This is a genomic window from Streptomyces sp. NPDC001270 (assembly GCF_042896695.1).
Lineage (GTDB): Bacteria > Actinomycetota > Actinomycetes > Streptomycetales > Streptomycetaceae > Streptomyces.
Genome location: NZ_JBIAXM010000009.1, coordinates 151,085 through 166,642, shown reverse-complemented (window position 1 = coordinate 166,642; position 15,558 = coordinate 151,085). Strand labels below are relative to the sequence as shown.

Below are 15,558 nucleotides of genomic sequence, written 5' to 3'. Positions count from 1 at the left end.
TGTCCTGGGTCAGGGGCAGGGTCGGTGTGCGGGGGCTGTCGGGGCGGGGTACGTGGCTCGCATGGCCCGCTGTCGCCGTGGGGGTGGGGGTCATCTTCGGCCCGGGGCGCGGTTGGCAGGCGCGGCGGGGGAGTTGTTCAGGAATGGTTGCCAGGCGGGGCCTGATGCGGGTTGTGGGGTGGTGGGCGAGGGGTATACGCCACCTGCGGGGCTTGAAGCGGTCGGCAGATACCTGTTGGCGTCCGCGGCGTAGGGGTTGTGCGGCTGGGCCGGCGGTGTCGGCTGCGCCTGGCGGAAGAACCTTTCCTCGCGCGCCGAGACCACGCCGTCGTACCGGCTCGGTAGGTCTGGCCCGCGGAGCGATTGGGCTTGCTGGTAAGAGAGTTGGTCCACTCCGGTGGTTCGGATGGCCATGTGGACCGAGGCGTCGTCGAGGTCGAGTCGTGGGCCGGCCAGGAACCTCGGGGGCTGGACGCGCCCCGGTTCGGGTATCTGGGGCTGGGGTATGTCGAGGGTGACCATGACCGGGACCTCCCCCTCCCTTCCCAGCGATGCCGGGTGGACAGCGACCTTGAGTCCGGGGGGAGGCATCGTCGGCCATTGCGGATTCATCTGCTGGTGGGCCGCGTACACGTCCAGAGCGGCGATATACCCCGAAGGACTCCATTCGATCTCCGCATGTACGAGCCTGGCGGCAGCCTCTTGCCTGGCGCGTTCCTGGAGGTTCAGTGCGTATTGCATGATTGCTGCGCCGTCGATGGCGCGCTGTCCCTCTGGCGGGTCTTGCGTGGTGGCTGTGGGGTGGTCGACGCGGTGTACGTCCAGCGCGTGCGTGATCGCTGCGCGCTGCTCCGCCAACCGTTCTGCACTGCGCTGCTGGTCGTCGTTCTGGGGAGGCATATGGGCTTCGCCTTTCTACGGGCGTTCGGTCGAGCTGTTCACCGGGTTGTGCGCGTCCTCAGCGGGCTCACCTCGCTGTGGGACACAACGGCCCTCGGCAAAAGCGAGTTCAATGAGGAAGAACGCCGCGGGACGGCTCGGATCCTCATCGCGCGCCCGCGTGGGCGGCGTCGGGGGTGTCGAGGGCGAGTGACACGGCGAGGCCGCCGAGGACCGTACCCATCAGGTAGCGCTGCGCCCTGAGCCAGGACGGGCGGCGGGCGAGGAAGACGGCGATCGCGCCGGCCGTCAGGACGATCGCGAGGTTGACCGCGACGCTGACCACGATCTGCACCGCGCCGAGGACGAGGCCCTGGAGGAGGACGTGTCCGCGGTCCAGGTCGACGAACTGCGGGATGAGGGACACGTACATGATGGCGATCTTCGGATTGAGCAGATTCGTCATCAGCCCTATCGTGAACAGCTTGCGCGGTGAGTCGGGGGGCACGTCCTGCGGGGCGAAGACGGAGAGGCCGCCGGGCCTGAGCGCGTTCCAGGCGAGGTGGGCGAGATAGGCGGCACCGGCGAGCTTCACCGCCGCGTACAGCTCGGGTACGGCGACGAACACCACCGACAGGCCCAGGTTCGCGGCGAGCAGATAGGCCAGGAAGCCGAGTGCCACGCCGCCCAGGGAGATCATTCCGGCGCGTCTGCCCTGGGTGATGCTGCGGGAGACGAGGTAGACCATGTTCGGTCCCGGGGCGAGGACCATGCCGAGGGCCACGGCCGCGACACCGAGCAGGCCGCTGGTTTCCACCATGGAGGTCTCTCCTCTCGATTTCCATCCGGCGGCGAGAATATTGCCCCGTGGAATATCGGTGCAATAGGGAAATTGCTCTCGGTGCAATTCTGTGGTGGGGTGGAAGCCGTACGCATGGCAGTGGAGGTGCGGGGGAGTTGGGGAATGACGTGAAAGACGACTGGGATGCGGGCCGGCGGATGTCCCCGGACGGCTGCCGCAGTGATCACCGCAAGGACTACCGGCGGGTCGCCGACGGGGTGGCCGGGGAGATCGGGGCCGGGCTGCTGCGCCCCGGTGACCGGCTGCCCCCGCAGCGCGAGTTCGCCCGGCGGCACGGCATCGCCGACTCCACCGCCGCCCGCGTCTACCGCGAACTGGCCCGGCGCGGACTGACGGTGGGCGAGGTCGGCCGCGGCACCTTCGTCCGCGCCGCCGCCCCGCTCGCCGCCCCCGCCCTCACCGAACCCGCGACCGGCCGGGTCGACCTGGAACTCAACTACCCCGAGGCGCCCGGCCAGAGCGCGCTGCTCGCCGAGGCGCTCGGCCCACTGCTGCGGCCCGACGCCCTGGCGGAGGCGCTGCGCCCGTCCGGTGCCTCCGGCCCGCCTGCCCTCCGGGAGTCCGCCGCCGACCTGCTCGCCCGCGGCGGCTGGCGCCCCGACCCCGCCCGGATCCTCTTCGCGGGCAACGGCCGGCAGGCCCTCACCGCCGCCGTCACCGCGCTGGTCCCGCCGGGCGGCCGGCTTGGCGTCGAGGAACTGACGTACCCCGTCGTCAAGGCCGTCGCCGCCCGGCTCGGCATCACCCTGGTGCCGCTCGCCATGGACGACGCCGGGCTGCTGCCCGAGGCCGTGGCGGACGCCCACGCCGCCGCCCCGCTGCACGCCCTCTACGTACAACCGCGGCTGCACAACCCGCTCTCCTGCTCGATGCCCGCGCCCCGCGTGGAGTCGCTGGCCGAGGTGCTCGGGCGGCTCGGCATCCCCGCGATCGAGGACGCCGTGTGGGCCTTCCTGCGCGACGACCTGCCCCCGCTCGCCGCCCGCGCGCCCGAGCGGACCGTACTGATCGACAGCCTCTCCAAGCGCGTCGCCCCCGGCCTGACCCTCGGCTACGCGGTGGCGCCCGACGACCTGGCGGCCGGGATCGCCACCGCTCTGCGCTCGGGCGGCTGGACGCCCATGCGGTTCGCCGTGGAGGCGGCCGACCGCTGGCAACGCGCCGGGGCGGTACGGGAACTGGTCGCGGCCAAACAGCGGGAAGCGGCCGTACGCCAGGAGATCGCGGGCCGGTGCCTGGCGGGCTTCGCCGTGCGGAGCGAGCCGTACTCCTACCACTGCTGGTGGCGGTTGCCACGCCCGTGGCGTACGGACACGTTCGTCGCGGCGGCCGCGCGGCACGGCATCGGGGTGGTGCCGGCCGGCGCGTTCGCGGTCGGACCCCGGACCCCGGCCGCGGTGCGCCTGGCCCTGGCCTCGCCCCCGCCCGACGTCCTCGCCCACGCGCTCACCACCCTGGCCCGCCTGGCCCGCTCCGCCCCGGAGGAACCGGGCGAGAGCTGAGGTACGGGAAGGTACGGGAAGCGGTCGGTCGCGCGGAGGGTCCTCACCCGTTAGGCGTCCGTCGTCTGGCCGTGCGCCCGGAACGGCCCGAGGCTCGGAGACCGGGCATCCGGCGGGGTGGAAAGGCGAAGGGAACACCGCATCGCGCTCGCGGTCTGCGTCATCCGGGCGCCGGCGTTCGGCCACCGGACGGCGGACGCCGCCGTGACCCGCCACACCGCCGGACCGGGGGAATCCGGCCCGGACACCTGAGCCCGGTCAGCTGAGCCGGTCACTTGAGCCCGGTCAGCTGAGCCGGTCACCTGAGCCCGGTGAGCAGAGCCGGTCACCTGATGTGGCGCAGCAGCGCGGTGACCGCGGGCGGCTGTTCCGCGCGGGTGTGGACGAGCCTGAGCGTCCACGTCGGGGCGTGGGCGGCGAAGGGGCGCGTCGGCAGCTCGGGGAACCAGGCCGCCATCGACGGCGGCATGATGCTCACGCCCAGTCCGTGCCGGATCAGGTCGACGGCCGCCATGATGTCGTTCACCTCGAACGTCGCGCTGTATTCGAGGGAGGCCGCCCGGAAGGCCCGGTCGACCGCGTGCCGGATCGCCCAGCCCGGCGGGAAACCCACCAGGGGCAGCCGCGCCGCCTCGGCCAGCGTCGTCACCGGCCGTTCCGCCGCGGCCCGCGCCGGGTCCGGGCTCGGCGCGGTCACCAGGACCATCTCCTCCCGCGCCAGCAGCCGGGTGGTCAGCCCGCGCAACTGCGTCGGTTCGAGCGCGGCGACGGCCAGATCGAGGATGCCGTCGCGCAGACCCTGCGGGATCTGACCGGCCGGTTTCTGACGCAGCCGCACCGTCACGCCCGGGTGCTCGCGGTGAAAGCCCGCCAGGGCGGGGGCCAGGCCGGCGTACAGGCCCTGCATCACGCCGATCGTGATCTCGCCGCGCAGTTCCCCCTGCGCGAGGTCGACGGCCGCCCGTGCCTCCTCCGCCGCCCGCAGGGTGGCCCGCGCGGCGGGCAGGAAGGCCGCGCCGACGGCGGTGAGGGAGACCCGGTGCGTGGTGCGGTGGAACAGCGGTGCGCCCAGCTCACGCTCCAGCGCCCGTACGGTGCCGGACACCGCGGACTGCACGATGTGCAGCCGCCGGGCCGCCGCGCTGAACCCGCCCTCCTCGGCGACCGCGACGACGACCTCCATCTGCCGCAGATCCATGGCCACTCCTCCGCCCGGGGGACGCCGGCCGTGCCGGTCACGTGCCTGGGCTGTCAGTCTCGGAGACAACCACAGGTCCGGCCATCGGAGCGCACCGGCCGGGCCGGGACACGGCGGCGATGCCGGACCGCGGAAGCCGCCATGGCAGCCGCCGTGGCAGCCGCCGTGGAAATCGCCGGGGAAGCCGCCGCAGAGGCCGACGCGGCGGCCTCCGCGGAAGCCGCCGCGTCGGCCGACGTAGAACCGAACGGCCGGAAAGCGCGTTCCCATTCCCTGGGGGAACCGAGTCCGGGACGGGACGAGACGCGACGGAAAGAGGCGACAGGATGTCCAAAACCATGGGTGTCGTGGCGTGCGGAGCGGCGGCGATGCTGCTCCTGACCCTGGGGCTGCGGGACGCGACCACGGTACGGCGGCTGCGCCGGCACGGCATACGCACACGGGGCGTCGTCGTCGACAACGTCCGGGTGCGCAGCGGCGACTCGGGCCCCACCTGGGCACCCGTCATCGCCTTCGCCGACCGGCGCGGCCACCGCGTGGAGTTCACCACGCGGATGCGGGGCAGCGGGATGAATCTGCCGACCGGCCGGGAGGTCCCGGTGGTCTACCTGGCCCACGACTCCCAGGCCGCCCGGGTGCTGATGTGGCGCCACATGACGGGCCCGGTGGTGTTCCTGCTGGCCGGTTCGGCGATCTTCCTGTCCTTCGGAGTGGCGATCGTCCTGCTGTGACCGTTCCGGTCACACCGTGAACTTGACGGCCTCCAGCCATACGTTGTTGTCGAGGGTGCCGCCGAAGTTGTAATCGGGGCGCGCGTTCTTGCAGTACTGGTCTCCCCAGTTGCCGCCACGGAGGTGGACGACCTGGCAGACCTGGCCGCTGCCGACGTTGATGGCGAAGCCCGTCATGTAGGGGGCGCTCTTCTTCCCGCTGCCGATGTAGAAGTCCTTGCCGCTGCCGGTGACGGCCGTCCAGTTCGGCTGCCAGTGGCCCTGGCCGTTGGTCGACTTCGGGTCGTGCAGGAAGGCGTTCGCGGCCGAGCCGGAGACACCGTACGTCGAGATGTTGAGGGCCTTGATCGCCAGGTTCCTGCCCGTCGTGCCGGCCATCGTCCCGTCGCACACCGGCTTCTGCCAGCCGCTTCCGACGTACGCGCGATAGCAGATGTGCCGTCCCGAGGGGTCGTTCCGGGCGAGCCGCTTCACGGCGTCGGCGGCGGTGTCCTGCGGGGGAGCCGCGATCACGGTCTTGGTGACGCGCGGGGCCTGGGCGGTCACGGTGACCGTACCGGGGCCCGGCGCGGTCTTGGGCGTGGACTTGGCCTTCGGCTTGGTGGGCGTGGCCGTGGCCGTGGCCGGGGGCGTCGGCGCCGGGGTGAACATGAACGGGGACGCGGTGGCCGTCGGCGTTCCGCCCGGAGTGGGGCTGTACGACTCGTCGTTGGAACTCGCGGTCTGCTTCTGGTTCCCGCCGCCCGATCCGCCGCTGCCCAGGATCACGAGCGGGACGATGACGAGGGCGGCCACGATGAGTGCCACCGGACCGACGACCAGGGGCCGGTTGAGCAGGCCGGGCGGCGTGTACTCGTCGTCCGACTGCCGCGTGTTGCTGCTGCGGCGGAACTTCGGACCTGACTCCGCCTCGGACCGCAGCTCGGACTCCGGCTCCGGGTCCGGCTCCGGGTCCAGGTCACGTACCGCCCCCGGCGTCGGAATGGTGACGCGGGGCTCGAAGGGCGACCCCGTGGGCTCCGGCAGCGCGTACGCCGCCTCGTCCTCGTACTCGTCCTTGTCCCCGTACTCGTCCCCGTACTTCTCCTTGTCCCCGTACTCGTTGTTCTCGTTCTCGTGCTCGTTCTCGTATTCGTACTCGTCCTCGTCCTCGTGCTCGTTCTCGTGCTCGTGCTCGTGGCGGAAGCCGTCGTCGAGGTCGCCGGGACCGTGCGGATCACTCGGATCGTTCAGGTCATCGGGGTCGAGGCCGAGGTCGCTCTGGTGGGCGGGATCGCCCGGCTTGGAGAGGTCGGCGAAGTAGTCCTGGCCGTCGGGGCCGTCCTCGGCCCGTTCGTAGCCGGGGGCATCGGCACGGGGGTCGTCGTCGCTGAGAAGGCCGTAGTCGTCGTCGGCCAGTCCCCCCTCGGCGTGCTCGTCCGGCCCCGGACCGGCGTGCGCGGCCCGCGCGTCCTCGCCCTCGGCCGAGGCGTCGTAGGCGCCCGCGTACTCGCCCTCGTACTCGCCCTCGTACTCGTCGTCCTCCGCGTCCTCGTACTCCTCCTCGCCCCGGTATTCCTCTCCCTCCGCGTCCCCGTCCGCGTACCCGTTGCTCTCCGCGTCCGCGTCCGCGTCCCCGTGCCCGTACTCGGGCGCCGCCGGATCCACGTCCGGTGCCGGCGGTGCCGGCGGTGCCATGGTGTGGCCGGACGGCTGGTCCGGTTCCGGATGCGGTTCCTCGTGCTGCTCCAGCAGCCTGCTCGAACCGTCGGGGGCTACCTCGACGTAGCCGACGTAGCCCGCCGAAGGGTCGGAGATGGCCGCCGTCACTGTGGTGCCGCGGTCCTGCGCGTGGCGGTGCAGCGCGTCGAGGATCGCGGTGTCGGCCGACTCGCCGTCCGCCGTCGGCACGGGTTCGCCGTTGATGGCGGCGGAGCCGTCGCCGGAGACGACCACCGCGAAGTGGGGGATCGGTGCGGACGCCTCTCCGGCGGATGCCGACTTGTCGAGGTCCACGGGTTCCCCGCCCGGATCGTGGCCGCCTTTCATGATGGGTTCACCTGTTTCTTCGTCCCGGTTCATGCCCATTTCCTCCTGACCTTCCCGGTCGATCTCCCCCGTCGGGTCTGCCGAGGCAGACCACGCGAAGGGCAACGGGACCGGCGGGGAAACGGTTCAATTCCCGAGGTTTTGTCTCCCAATTGATTTCCCCCGAATGCAAACTCGCCGTGACCCTGGATGGGTCACGGCGAGTTACTGGGCCGAGGGCCGCCCCGCACATGGGCTGAAGGCGTTCAGCCTTCGACTCAGTTCGCGTCGCGGTATGCCTGGCCGCTGGCGTTCGGGGTCGTTCCGTTGTACAGACCGGTCGGGGCGGTCTGGGTGGACAGCGTGAACCACGCGTAGCGCTCGACGAAGGGCAGACTGTCCAGCATCTGCGTCGACGACTTGATGAAGTCGACCTGCTGCTGCTCGCTGGGGTAGCGAGGAGTCCCTGAGGAGAAGTCGGTCAGACCGTACTCGGTCAGCCAGATCGGCTTGTGGTACCGGTCCCAGACCCTTTGCAGATAATCGCGCAGCTGGTTGGTCGCGTCAGGCCCGAAGTCCCCGCCGTACCAGTGCAACGGGATGAAGTCGACCTGGGGCAGACCGCGCTGCTGCACTCCCTGCATGAACTGGTCCAGCCAGCCCCCGGGCACGTCAGCGCCGTAGGAGACGGCCGGCGCGCCGAGCCGCATGTGGGTGATCGACATCCAGCCCCACAGGGTCAGAGCCCTGTCGACCGTCAGGTTGGACTGCCCGGGATTGTCCGGCTCGTTGAAGCCGAGCAGTTCCTTGCCGTACTTGTTCGCCTGGCCCAGTTTGGCGTCGACGATGGAGCCCTCGCCCCAGATCATCGGGACGAACTCGACACCCGGGGGCGCCGTGACCGGACCCGGAGCGGCGTCCCAGTTGTAGTACCAGGACGCCTTGGAGTCGGCGAGCGCCTCGGAGGCGCCGTCGACCGGGTTCAGGCTGATGCCCTTGCGGCCGGAGTTCACCGGCTGCGCCGGGGGGGCCGGCTGCTGCGCCGGCGGATCCGATTCGGCGGGCGGTTGCGTGGAGCCGTTGCCGAAGGCGACGGTCATGCCGTTGCACTGGGTGCACTGGTACATGACCTTGTTGCCCTGCTCGGCGTCCTGCTTGGACCAGGCGTACGCCTTCGGGCACTTCTGGTTGACGTTGTCGCTGTAGGGCGTCTTGGCGTCCCGGTTGGGGTTGACGCACACCAGCGGCTTGCCCGAGCCGTCCTTCTGGAGGTTGTCCGCCGGGCAGCTCGACAGCAGATCGTCCGCACAGCCCGCCTGCGCACACGAGCCGGTTTCGGGCACGGGGACGTCGTTGGGCGTGATGGTGACGGGCGTGGCGACGGCGTTGACGTAGCTGACGTCGTACCAGGGCGCCAGCGAGTCGGCCGGGTCGAAGTTGAACTCGGCCAGACCGGTGGGCTGTTCACCCGTGGAACAGTGGTCGACGAACGGCCCGCAGTCACCGACCGCGCAGTGGAACGTGCTGCCCGATTCGCCCGCGCAGCCCTGCCGGGCGAAGAAGGTGCCGCGCCAGTGCCCGGCACCGGCGTGCTCGGGGATGGTGATGGTGGCGGACTGGCCCGGCTCCAGCGTGGGCAGCCCGGTGATCGCGGCCGAGCCGTCGGCGTTGACGGTGCTGCCGACCCAGATGCGGCCGTCCGTCCTGTTCTCGAACGTGACGGTGTGGTCGGCACCGCCGACGTCGGCGGCCGACTTGCTGTTGATCTTGGTGTTGTCCGAGCGCTGGGACTGGATGGCCCACGTGGTACCGGAAACACCGACTATGACCAGTAAAAAGGCCAGAAGAAAGGAGGTGCGTCTGCGCATGGAATGCCTCTCGGTCGAGCTTGCGCGGGCCGGCTGGTCCGATGGGACACCGCCCGCGCAGGCACGACGGATGCGAGGGGCGGATGGTTCACCGTTTCCGGGTGTGACTGTGGAAGGGGTGGGTTTATCGGGTCTTGGGTTTGTGCTGCGTCGCCTTTCGGTTCTGGTGGCCCTGCGGCTGGTCGGAGTGCGCCCTCCGGTCGGCGGTGACGGGCCGTTGGAACGGCTGGCTGTCGCGCAGGGCGCGGGCCACGTCCTGATTGGCCGGGGGCGGGGTGGCCCACCCCGGTGACATGGCCGTCGGGCTCCCGGTCATTCCCCTGTTCAACCATGCCTGGTCGGCGGGGATGCCGAACTGGGGGTGGTTGGCGTCATCACTGTGATAGCGGCGGGCGGCGAAGCCGCGGTCGATGGAGTCCTCGGGGATCTGGGTCTCTGCTCGATCGAGCGCGGACGGGTAGCCGTAGGCCGTGTCGCTGCGCGCGTCCCTGAAATTTCCCGGGTAGAAGGGAGTCGGAGACTCGTAGGCGGGCGGAGATTGCTGCCCGCTGCTGTTGGAGCGGACACTTTCCTCCGGCTGCTGTGTGCTCTGGGAGTAGTTGTACGAGGGCCTGCCCGTGCCTTGGTTCAGACGCAAGTAGTCGTCCGAGGCACCCTTACTTGGACGATTGTCCATGTCCGGTCCTTTCTTTGTCTGCCCTGGTGCGCCCGATGAACGCCCTTGGGCATTACAACGGCACCGCCTCGGTTCGGGGTTCAGCCGTGAGCAGAGGGCCGTGGTTGAACCGTTCGCCCGCGCCATCCGTCGTGTCCCGTGTCGGCAGACGTGACGCAAGAGGCCGATGCACCGGAACCGGCCGCGAGAGTATCGAGGAGAGAGGGCGACCATGGCGACCGACGACCCGTATCCCCAGGGCACCGAGCAGGCGAACACCGTGCAGGTGAACGACGCACAGCGCCGAGCGATGGCGCGTGATGTGCTCAGGGCCGAGTCCGAGCATCGCAATCGCCAGCAGTCGACGTTCGACGACCTGGCGCGGATGCTGCTGGACGCGATCCGCGAACTCATGGGCCGTCGGCCACGGTCGGGAGCCGCCTCGTTCGAGGGCGGTCCGGTGAACCAAGGCGGGTACGGGCCCGGTCAGGGTGGTTACGCGCCCGGCCAGCAGCACACTGCCGAGATGTCGTCGGCCGAAGCGCTGCACTACATTCGCGAGGCGATCACACGATTTGATCCCGGCCAGCGTGAGGCATTTGAGGACGAGGTGCTGCGCCAGCTCAAGGCCGACAAGCAGTTGCACGGAGAGTTCAGGAAATCACCGGAACGCATGCCGTTGGTCAAGGCGATTGTCGCCAATGCCGAATCCCGGGAGGCATGGCGCAACGGTTCCCGAGGTAATGCCGCGGCCCGCGGCGCCCTCCGCGATCCCGCGCAGTCGACGAACGAGAGGAGCGCGGCGCGGGGGCAGGAGTCCACGGCGAGAAGTCGGGCCGCCTCGACCAGGCAGCCGAACAGCACCGGGCGGATAAACGCCCGGGGTGGCATCAGCAAGCCCGTGTCGGGAAGCCGGCAAGTGGGCGATCCCAGAGCCCGTATGTCGGGTCCGAGAGACGGTAGGACCGTTGACGCTCACGCATTGAACGCGCTTCGTGAGGCCAAGGTCGATCAGCTGCAACAGCCCGCCGCCGGAAACACCACCCCCCGGGTGAGCCCCGACCAACGCGCATACGATTTCCCGCAATCCCTGGTCGGCTCGGATGCAGTGCGGATCGCCAACCAGCAGCACCCGGCGACGACGGCGCGTACCACCCAGTCCCAGACGCCCGATAAAGAGCTGGGTTCGAACAATCCCTGGCACCCCACAAAGATGGCCGCGAGAAATCAGGCCCCCGCGCGGTGACCCGTTCGTCCGGCTCCGCGCTGAACCCCCTCCGCCGCCCCTCCGTTGTGCTCCACGGCCGGGCGGCGCAGCACACCGCCTGACGACCGAAACCGCCAAGTGAGCCCGACCTACGGAGGACCCTTCCAGCCATGTCGACGCAGAACCCCGAAGCCACCGAGGCCGGGCGGGACGCCCCCCGCGGTGCGGATCCCGGCGCCGGGACGGGGAATCCCGCTCCGCCGCAGGAACCCCTCCCGCCGCCGCTGTTCATCCTCTACAAGGAGGGTCCCGAGTATGTGCAGGCGCTGCGTCAGCTGACCCTGTGGACCCACCATGTGCTGCTGCCGGTCTACGGCAGGGAGGTCAGCTCCACCGCACCCTGGTGCGCCCGCTGGTGGGAACACCCCGAAGCCGTCGCCCAGCTCCACGGTCTCTGGCTGGCCTGGGGCGAACTGACCGGTCCGGGCTCCACGCCGAGCGGCCCCGCCATGTGGCACCGCGACCACCTGTCACCGGTCATGGGCACCCTGCGCGACCCGCAGGGCCCCTTCGCCGGCTGCAAGCCCGGTATGCACCGCGGCAAGGAGACACCTCCCGTCGACGCCGTCGACCCGTTCGGACCGCCCCCGCCTCCGCCGCCTCCGCCCCCGCCGCCTCGGTCTGCGCCGCCTCGGTCTGCGCCCGGGGGCGTCAGGCGCTGAACCCGGCCCGCTTGAAGCTTGAACCGTCCGCGTTCCTGTTCCGTTGAGTTCGCCGCCAAGCAATTCCTGCTACGGGAAGGACTCGGACATGCCGGAAAGATCCGAAAGGGAATGGGAATCTGACTTAAGGCGATTGGAAGGGGGAGGACGCTCCTCCTCCGGATCTTCACAGGGAGCTCCCAGCTTCACGTCCACCCCTGATTCCGCCAACCAGCCCGTGCTCTTCCAGGACCCGAGCGACAACACCTCCTACGCCGTCTTCCCTGGTGGCCGGGACGGCTGGCAGGTGCAGACGTGGTGGGAACAGCAGAAGCAATGGGTGGCGGAGAACCGCAAGGACGTCATCAGATACGCCAAGGTCACCGCCTCCTTAATCGTCCTGGGAGGCACGGCGGCCGAGAATCTCTCCGCCGACCCGATGATCAAGGCCGGTGGGAAGATTGCCAGAAAGGTCGGCCAGGGCATCCATTTGGCCACGCAATCCGCGGACGTGCACGACAACGTGAAGTCCGCTCTCCAGACCTTCAGGGAGGAGGGAATCAGCTGGGATATGGCCGGAGACGCGTTGAGGTCGGCGACGCAGGCTGTGAACTTCGGGGCGGGAGCCACGAACCTGGCTGGCGGGGTGGTGGAACCATACGCCGGTCTGGTGGAGAAAGCCGCGGCGACTGCCGCCCTCGCGATCGGGCCGTCGCACCAGGAGCAGAAGGCGGCCCACGCGAAGGCCGTCAACAACTGGACGCTGCGCCCCAATGACCCGCTCCTCGGATGGGGACAGACGCCGGTGCAGACGCCGTACGACCAAGACCTCTCTCTCAGCCGCAGCACGACGTTCCAGCCGCCGGGCGTCGACACCACCACCCAACGCAGGCCCACGTACCACCGGCGGGACGCGGGCGTTGCACCGTTGACGTCCATTCGGGAGGGCTTCGGCACCACGACCCCGTTCGTGTCTTCGGGGTCGGGGACGTCGTCGGATCAGCACTCGCCCACGGACGCGGCACCGCAGAACTCGCTGACGGCTCGTTACGCGCGTGAGGGGCAGAACCCCCAGTGGACCAGCGGGACGCCCGATGGACGGCAGCCTCAGCGCCGCCAATCGGCGAGGAGTGAGCACCGCCAGAGGAACACCTCCCAGGGTCCGAGTCGCTAGTGATTCGGCCGGTGGCGAAGGCGCTCTGGTGAATTGCCCGCCCGACGGCCGCGGTGCCCGGGTCCGGTCAGCTCCGTTCACCGGGGGCCGGGACCGCGCGTAGTGGTCGTTCTCGTTGCTCGTGGGGCGGGATGTCGACAGCGCGCCGCACCCAAGGATCGCAACGCCTACTCCCACTCGGGCAGCTCCGATGGGGGTAGGCTCCGCCCTTCCCTACGGTGTCGCACCCGGGCGTCCGCAGCAGACCCGACAACTCGGGCGTCTCAGGGAAGCCATCGACAGACGTCGCGCCGGTTGCCGACGGCCAGGACGTGAGGCTCGCCGCTCAGTCAGCGGTACCGGCCGGCACAACCCACTCGTGAGCCTGGCCAGTGATGTTGGCGATCTGCTCATAGTCCTCGTCGTAATGCAGGACAGGAACGCGGTGACGTTCAGCAGTGGCTGCGATCAGTAGATCCGCCATCGACAACGCTCGGTGGTTTCCTGTGCGAGTGGCCCGGGCCTGAACCTCTTTGGCTCGGTCCCAGCATTCATCCGGGCAAGGCAAGTGATCGAATCCGGCGAGCCAGTAGCGGAGTTTCCCGGCCTCCTCCGGGTTGCGCGCCGAGTACAGGATCTCGATCTCCACCGCTCCGGTCACTGCGAGGAGACCACGTTGAACCAGTGGGTCCAAGACGCCTCGGACAGCCGGTTTTGTGCGGCGGGCCAGAGCCGACTTGTCGATCAGGTAGCGCACAGATCAGCCGGCTTTCCGCGCGTCGTACGTCAGGTCGATTTCCCCGCTGTCGATGGCGTCCATGAACGCCAGTCGACGATGGAGTTTGACAGCCTCGTCTATGGCGCGCCTGACGGCTGCGGCCTTGCTTTTGATGTTGTAGAGCGCCATCAGTTCGGCAGTGGCCTCGTCGTCGAGGTCAATCACAGTACGAGACATGCAGGCGGCCTCCTTGACTCAGGTGATTGCATCGGAACGATATCATTTTCTTGAATCGTTCGATATCTATGCGCGAGGTGCTCCGCGGCGCACCGGAGAAGGGCGGAGCCGACGGCGCCACCCTCATGCATCCGGCCGTACCACCCCGAGGATCGCCATCGACCCCGCCGGTGCCACCGTCACCCAGCGTCCGGGCCTGGGGGCGTGGATGATCTGGCCGTCGCCTATGTAGAGGGCGACATGGGTGGCGCCGGAGAAGTAGATGATCAGGTCGCCGGGGCGCATGCTCTCGACAGGGACGTGCTTGAGCTGGCGCCACTGTTCCTGGGAGGTGCGCGGGATCGGGATGCCCGCGGCCAGCCACGCCTGGGAGGTGAGCCCGGAGCAGTCGAAGGAGTTGGGGCCCTGGGCGCCCCAGACGTACGGCTTGCCGATCTGGCTGGTGGCGAAGGCGATGGCCTTGCGGCCGGCGGCGCTGGCCTCGGTGCCGACCTTCTTGAGGATGCCGGTGCTCTCCCACTTGTCCTGGGAGTCGCCGGCGGTCTTCCGGTCCAGCGCCTCCAGGTCGCGGCGCTGCTGGGCCGAGAGGAGGGCCTCCAGCTGCCGGGCGTCGTCGATGCGCTTCTCGATCGTCTTGCGTTCGGCCGCCTTGGCCTTGCGGCTCTCCGTCAGGCGCCGCAGTTGGTCCGACGCGTCGGCCTTGCGGGTGGTCAGCTCCTCGCGGGTCTCGGTCAGCGCGGTCAGCACGTTCTGGGTGGTCAGCTGCGCCTGGCGGGTCATGGCGGCGGTGTCCAGGGCCAGCGCGGGGTCGGGGGAGAGGAGGAACTGCGCCTCGGCGGGCAGGCCGCCGCCCCGGTACTGGGCGCGGGCCGCGGACCCGGCGAGCGAGGTGAGCTGGGTCAGTTTCTTCTCGGCCGCGTCGATCTGTGTCGTGAGCCTGTTCACGCTTTTCTGCTGCGCGGTCACCTTCTCGTTCGCGGCGTTGTACTTGTCGGTGGCGACCTCGGCGTCGTGGTAGAGCCGGTCCAGTTCGGCCTGTACCTCGGCCAGCGTCGTCGGCTCGGCACGGGCAGGCTGCTGCTGGACCGTCGCCGTCACCGTACAGGCGAGGGCGACGGCCACCATCGTCCGGCGGCCTGGTACGCGCGGGGTCCGTGTCATCGGGGCCAGGGGCTCCTCTCATGGGCGCCGCATGTCAGGCGGCGGCAGGGGGCATCCTCACAACGGGATGCGAACCGCCGTGGTTCAAGGCAGGCAGGGGCGAATGGGACGAGTGTGAACCGGAGTGGTGTGCGTTTCCGTTGTGACTACAAGGTCGTCGGCCGGTGAGGGAGCGGTATGTTGTCGGATGTGGTGCTTCAGGCGCTCGTCATCGGTTTCGGCGTCGGCTCCCTGGTGGCCGCCCTCAGGGCGGTGCTGGCGGCGGTGCGCCTGTGGGCGCGGGGACTGCGGGTCATGGGGGTCGTGACGCCCCGGGCACCCGCCGACCGGCGGATCGGCGGGCTCGTACGGTTCTCCGACCACTTCGGACGTGACCTTCTCCTCGACCCGGGGAAGTACGGGCCGCTGTGCGGGCTGCCGCGGGTCGGCCGGAGCGTGCCGGTGGTGTACCGGCGGGACCAGCCCACCGACGCCCGGCTGTGGAACGTGTGCCATCTGCTGGCACCGTCGTTCGGCTGGTTCTTCACCTCGACCGTGATGTTCGGCACCGCGGTCGCGGTCGCCCACTGAGACCTGGTCGCCTACGGCGACCGGCGGGCGCCCGCGTCCGGGTCGGGCCGGCGGGCGTGGACGCCGATCACCCTTGCGCGTACGAGCAGGCGCGCCCGCCGCACGCTTG

15 protein-coding genes are annotated in these 15,558 nt (G+C 69.9%); 6 read left to right on the top strand and 9 right to left on the bottom strand.

Annotated elements, in window-relative coordinates:
- Nucleotides 1-90: 90 nt before the first annotated feature.
- Together ACFY2B_RS17325 and ACFY2B_RS17320 are read right to left on the bottom strand one after the other, a co-directional pair.
- The gene (locus ACFY2B_RS17325; protein WP_390763949.1) at nt 91-900 is read right to left on the bottom strand and encodes a hypothetical protein; all 810 of its coding nucleotides are present in this window, start codon (nt 898-900) and stop codon (nt 91-93) included.
- Between the two features lie 145 nt (nt 901-1,045).
- The gene (locus ACFY2B_RS17320) at nt 1,046-1,699 is read right to left on the bottom strand and encodes a LysE family translocator (protein ID WP_390763948.1); all 654 of its coding nucleotides are present in this window, start codon (nt 1,697-1,699) and stop codon (nt 1,046-1,048) included.
- A gap of 179 nt (nt 1,700-1,878) precedes the next feature.
- On the opposite strand from ACFY2B_RS17320, the gene ACFY2B_RS17315 reads away from it, so the two are divergent.
- Nucleotides 1,879-3,243 carry a PLP-dependent aminotransferase family protein gene (locus tag ACFY2B_RS17315; RefSeq protein WP_390764083.1) on the top strand — a complete coding sequence of 455 codons (1,365 nt, stop codon included), beginning with the start codon at nt 1,879-1,881 and terminating at the stop codon, nt 3,241-3,243.
- Between the two features lie 325 nt (nt 3,244-3,568).
- On the opposite strand, the gene ACFY2B_RS17310 is transcribed toward ACFY2B_RS17315, so the two are convergent.
- Nucleotides 3,569-4,441, bottom strand: a complete 873-nt coding sequence (locus tag ACFY2B_RS17310) for a LysR family transcriptional regulator (protein ID WP_390763947.1) — start codon at nt 4,439-4,441, stop codon at nt 3,569-3,571.
- 326 nt (nt 4,442-4,767) lie between these two features.
- On the opposite strand from ACFY2B_RS17310, the gene ACFY2B_RS17305 reads away from it, so the two are divergent.
- Nucleotides 4,768-5,172 (top strand): DUF3592 domain-containing protein, encoded by a 405-nt coding sequence (locus ACFY2B_RS17305; RefSeq protein WP_390763946.1) that lies wholly within the window; start codon nt 4,768-4,770, stop codon nt 5,170-5,172.
- A 9-nt stretch (nt 5,173-5,181) separates the two neighbouring features.
- Here ACFY2B_RS17305 and ACFY2B_RS17300 read toward each other — a convergent pair whose 3' ends face one another.
- From ACFY2B_RS17300 to ACFY2B_RS17290, 3 genes are all read right to left on the bottom strand, one after another.
- On the bottom strand, nt 5,182-7,233 hold the full coding sequence (locus ACFY2B_RS17300) for a hypothetical protein (protein WP_390763945.1): 2,052 nt from the start codon (nt 7,231-7,233) through the stop codon (nt 5,182-5,184).
- Nucleotides 7,234-7,457: 224 nt separating this feature from the next.
- Nucleotides 7,458-9,047 (bottom strand): glycosyl hydrolase, encoded by a 1,590-nt coding sequence (locus ACFY2B_RS17295; RefSeq protein ID WP_390763944.1) that lies wholly within the window; start codon nt 9,045-9,047, stop codon nt 7,458-7,460.
- A 124-nt stretch (nt 9,048-9,171) separates the two neighbouring features.
- Nucleotides 9,172-9,723, bottom strand: coding sequence for a hypothetical protein (locus ACFY2B_RS17290; protein WP_390763943.1), 552 nt, complete (start codon nt 9,721-9,723; stop codon nt 9,172-9,174).
- A gap of 211 nt (nt 9,724-9,934) precedes the next feature.
- On the opposite strand from ACFY2B_RS17290, the gene ACFY2B_RS17285 reads away from it, so the two are divergent.
- From ACFY2B_RS17285 to ACFY2B_RS17275, 3 genes are all read left to right on the top strand, one after another.
- Nucleotides 9,935-10,948, top strand: coding sequence for a hypothetical protein (locus tag ACFY2B_RS17285; RefSeq protein ID WP_390763942.1), 1,014 nt, complete (start codon nt 9,935-9,937; stop codon nt 10,946-10,948).
- Nucleotides 10,949-11,079: 131 nt separating this feature from the next.
- Nucleotides 11,080-11,631, top strand: coding sequence for a DUF4913 domain-containing protein (locus ACFY2B_RS17280; protein WP_390763941.1), 552 nt, complete (start codon nt 11,080-11,082; stop codon nt 11,629-11,631).
- Nucleotides 11,632-11,848: 217 nt separating this feature from the next.
- On the top strand, nt 11,849-12,784 hold the full coding sequence (locus ACFY2B_RS17275) for a hypothetical protein (protein WP_390763940.1): 936 nt from the start codon (nt 11,849-11,851) through the stop codon (nt 12,782-12,784).
- Between the two features lie 325 nt (nt 12,785-13,109).
- Here ACFY2B_RS17275 and ACFY2B_RS17270 read toward each other — a convergent pair whose 3' ends face one another.
- The 3 genes from ACFY2B_RS17270 to ACFY2B_RS17260 form a co-directional block, all read right to left on the bottom strand.
- Nucleotides 13,110-13,520, bottom strand: coding sequence for a PIN domain nuclease (locus ACFY2B_RS17270; RefSeq protein WP_390763939.1), 411 nt, complete (start codon nt 13,518-13,520; stop codon nt 13,110-13,112).
- 3 nt (nt 13,521-13,523) lie between these two features.
- On the bottom strand, nt 13,524-13,718 hold the full coding sequence (locus ACFY2B_RS17265; RefSeq protein ID WP_390763938.1) for a type II toxin-antitoxin system VapB family antitoxin: 195 nt from the start codon (nt 13,716-13,718) through the stop codon (nt 13,524-13,526).
- Between the two features lie 123 nt (nt 13,719-13,841).
- Nucleotides 13,842-14,879, bottom strand: coding sequence for an NlpC/P60 family protein (locus ACFY2B_RS17260; protein WP_390763937.1), 1,038 nt, complete (start codon nt 14,877-14,879; stop codon nt 13,842-13,844).
- Nucleotides 14,880-15,068: 189 nt separating this feature from the next.
- Here ACFY2B_RS17260 and ACFY2B_RS17255 point away from each other — a divergent pair, with 189 nt between their 5' ends.
- Entirely contained in the window at nt 15,069-15,449 is a 381-nt protein-coding gene (locus tag ACFY2B_RS17255) for a hypothetical protein (protein ID WP_390763936.1), read from the top strand.
- The last annotated feature ends 109 nt before the right edge of the window (nt 15,450-15,558 follow it).

What these genes read in the sequence shown, in the direction of transcription:
- ACFY2B_RS17325 (WP_390763949.1), bottom strand. Translation starts at nt 900, where the DNA reads ATGCCTCCCCAGAACGACGACCAGCAGCGCAGTGCAGAACGGTTGGCG.
- ACFY2B_RS17320 (WP_390763948.1), bottom strand. Translation starts at nt 1,699, where the DNA reads ATGGTGGAAACCAGCGGCCTGCTCGGTGTCGCGGCCGTGGCCCTCGGC.
- ACFY2B_RS17315 (WP_390764083.1), top strand. Translation starts at nt 1,879, where the DNA reads ATGTCCCCGGACGGCTGCCGCAGTGATCACCGCAAGGACTACCGGCGG.
- ACFY2B_RS17310 (WP_390763947.1), bottom strand. Translation starts at nt 4,441, where the DNA reads ATGGATCTGCGGCAGATGGAGGTCGTCGTCGCGGTCGCCGAGGAGGGC.
- ACFY2B_RS17305 (WP_390763946.1), top strand. Translation starts at nt 4,768, where the DNA reads ATGTCCAAAACCATGGGTGTCGTGGCGTGCGGAGCGGCGGCGATGCTG.
- ACFY2B_RS17300 (WP_390763945.1), bottom strand. Translation starts at nt 7,233, where the DNA reads ATGAACCGGGACGAAGAAACAGGTGAACCCATCATGAAAGGCGGCCAC.
- ACFY2B_RS17295 (WP_390763944.1), bottom strand. Translation starts at nt 9,047, where the DNA reads ATGCGCAGACGCACCTCCTTTCTTCTGGCCTTTTTACTGGTCATAGTC.
- ACFY2B_RS17290 (WP_390763943.1), bottom strand. Translation starts at nt 9,723, where the DNA reads ATGGACAATCGTCCAAGTAAGGGTGCCTCGGACGACTACTTGCGTCTG.
- ACFY2B_RS17285 (WP_390763942.1), top strand. Translation starts at nt 9,935, where the DNA reads ATGGCGACCGACGACCCGTATCCCCAGGGCACCGAGCAGGCGAACACC.
- ACFY2B_RS17280 (WP_390763941.1), top strand. Translation starts at nt 11,080, where the DNA reads ATGTCGACGCAGAACCCCGAAGCCACCGAGGCCGGGCGGGACGCCCCC.
- ACFY2B_RS17265 (WP_390763938.1), bottom strand. Translation starts at nt 13,718, where the DNA reads ATGTCTCGTACTGTGATTGACCTCGACGACGAGGCCACTGCCGAACTG.
- ACFY2B_RS17260 (WP_390763937.1), bottom strand. Translation starts at nt 14,879, where the DNA reads ATGACACGGACCCCGCGCGTACCAGGCCGCCGGACGATGGTGGCCGTC.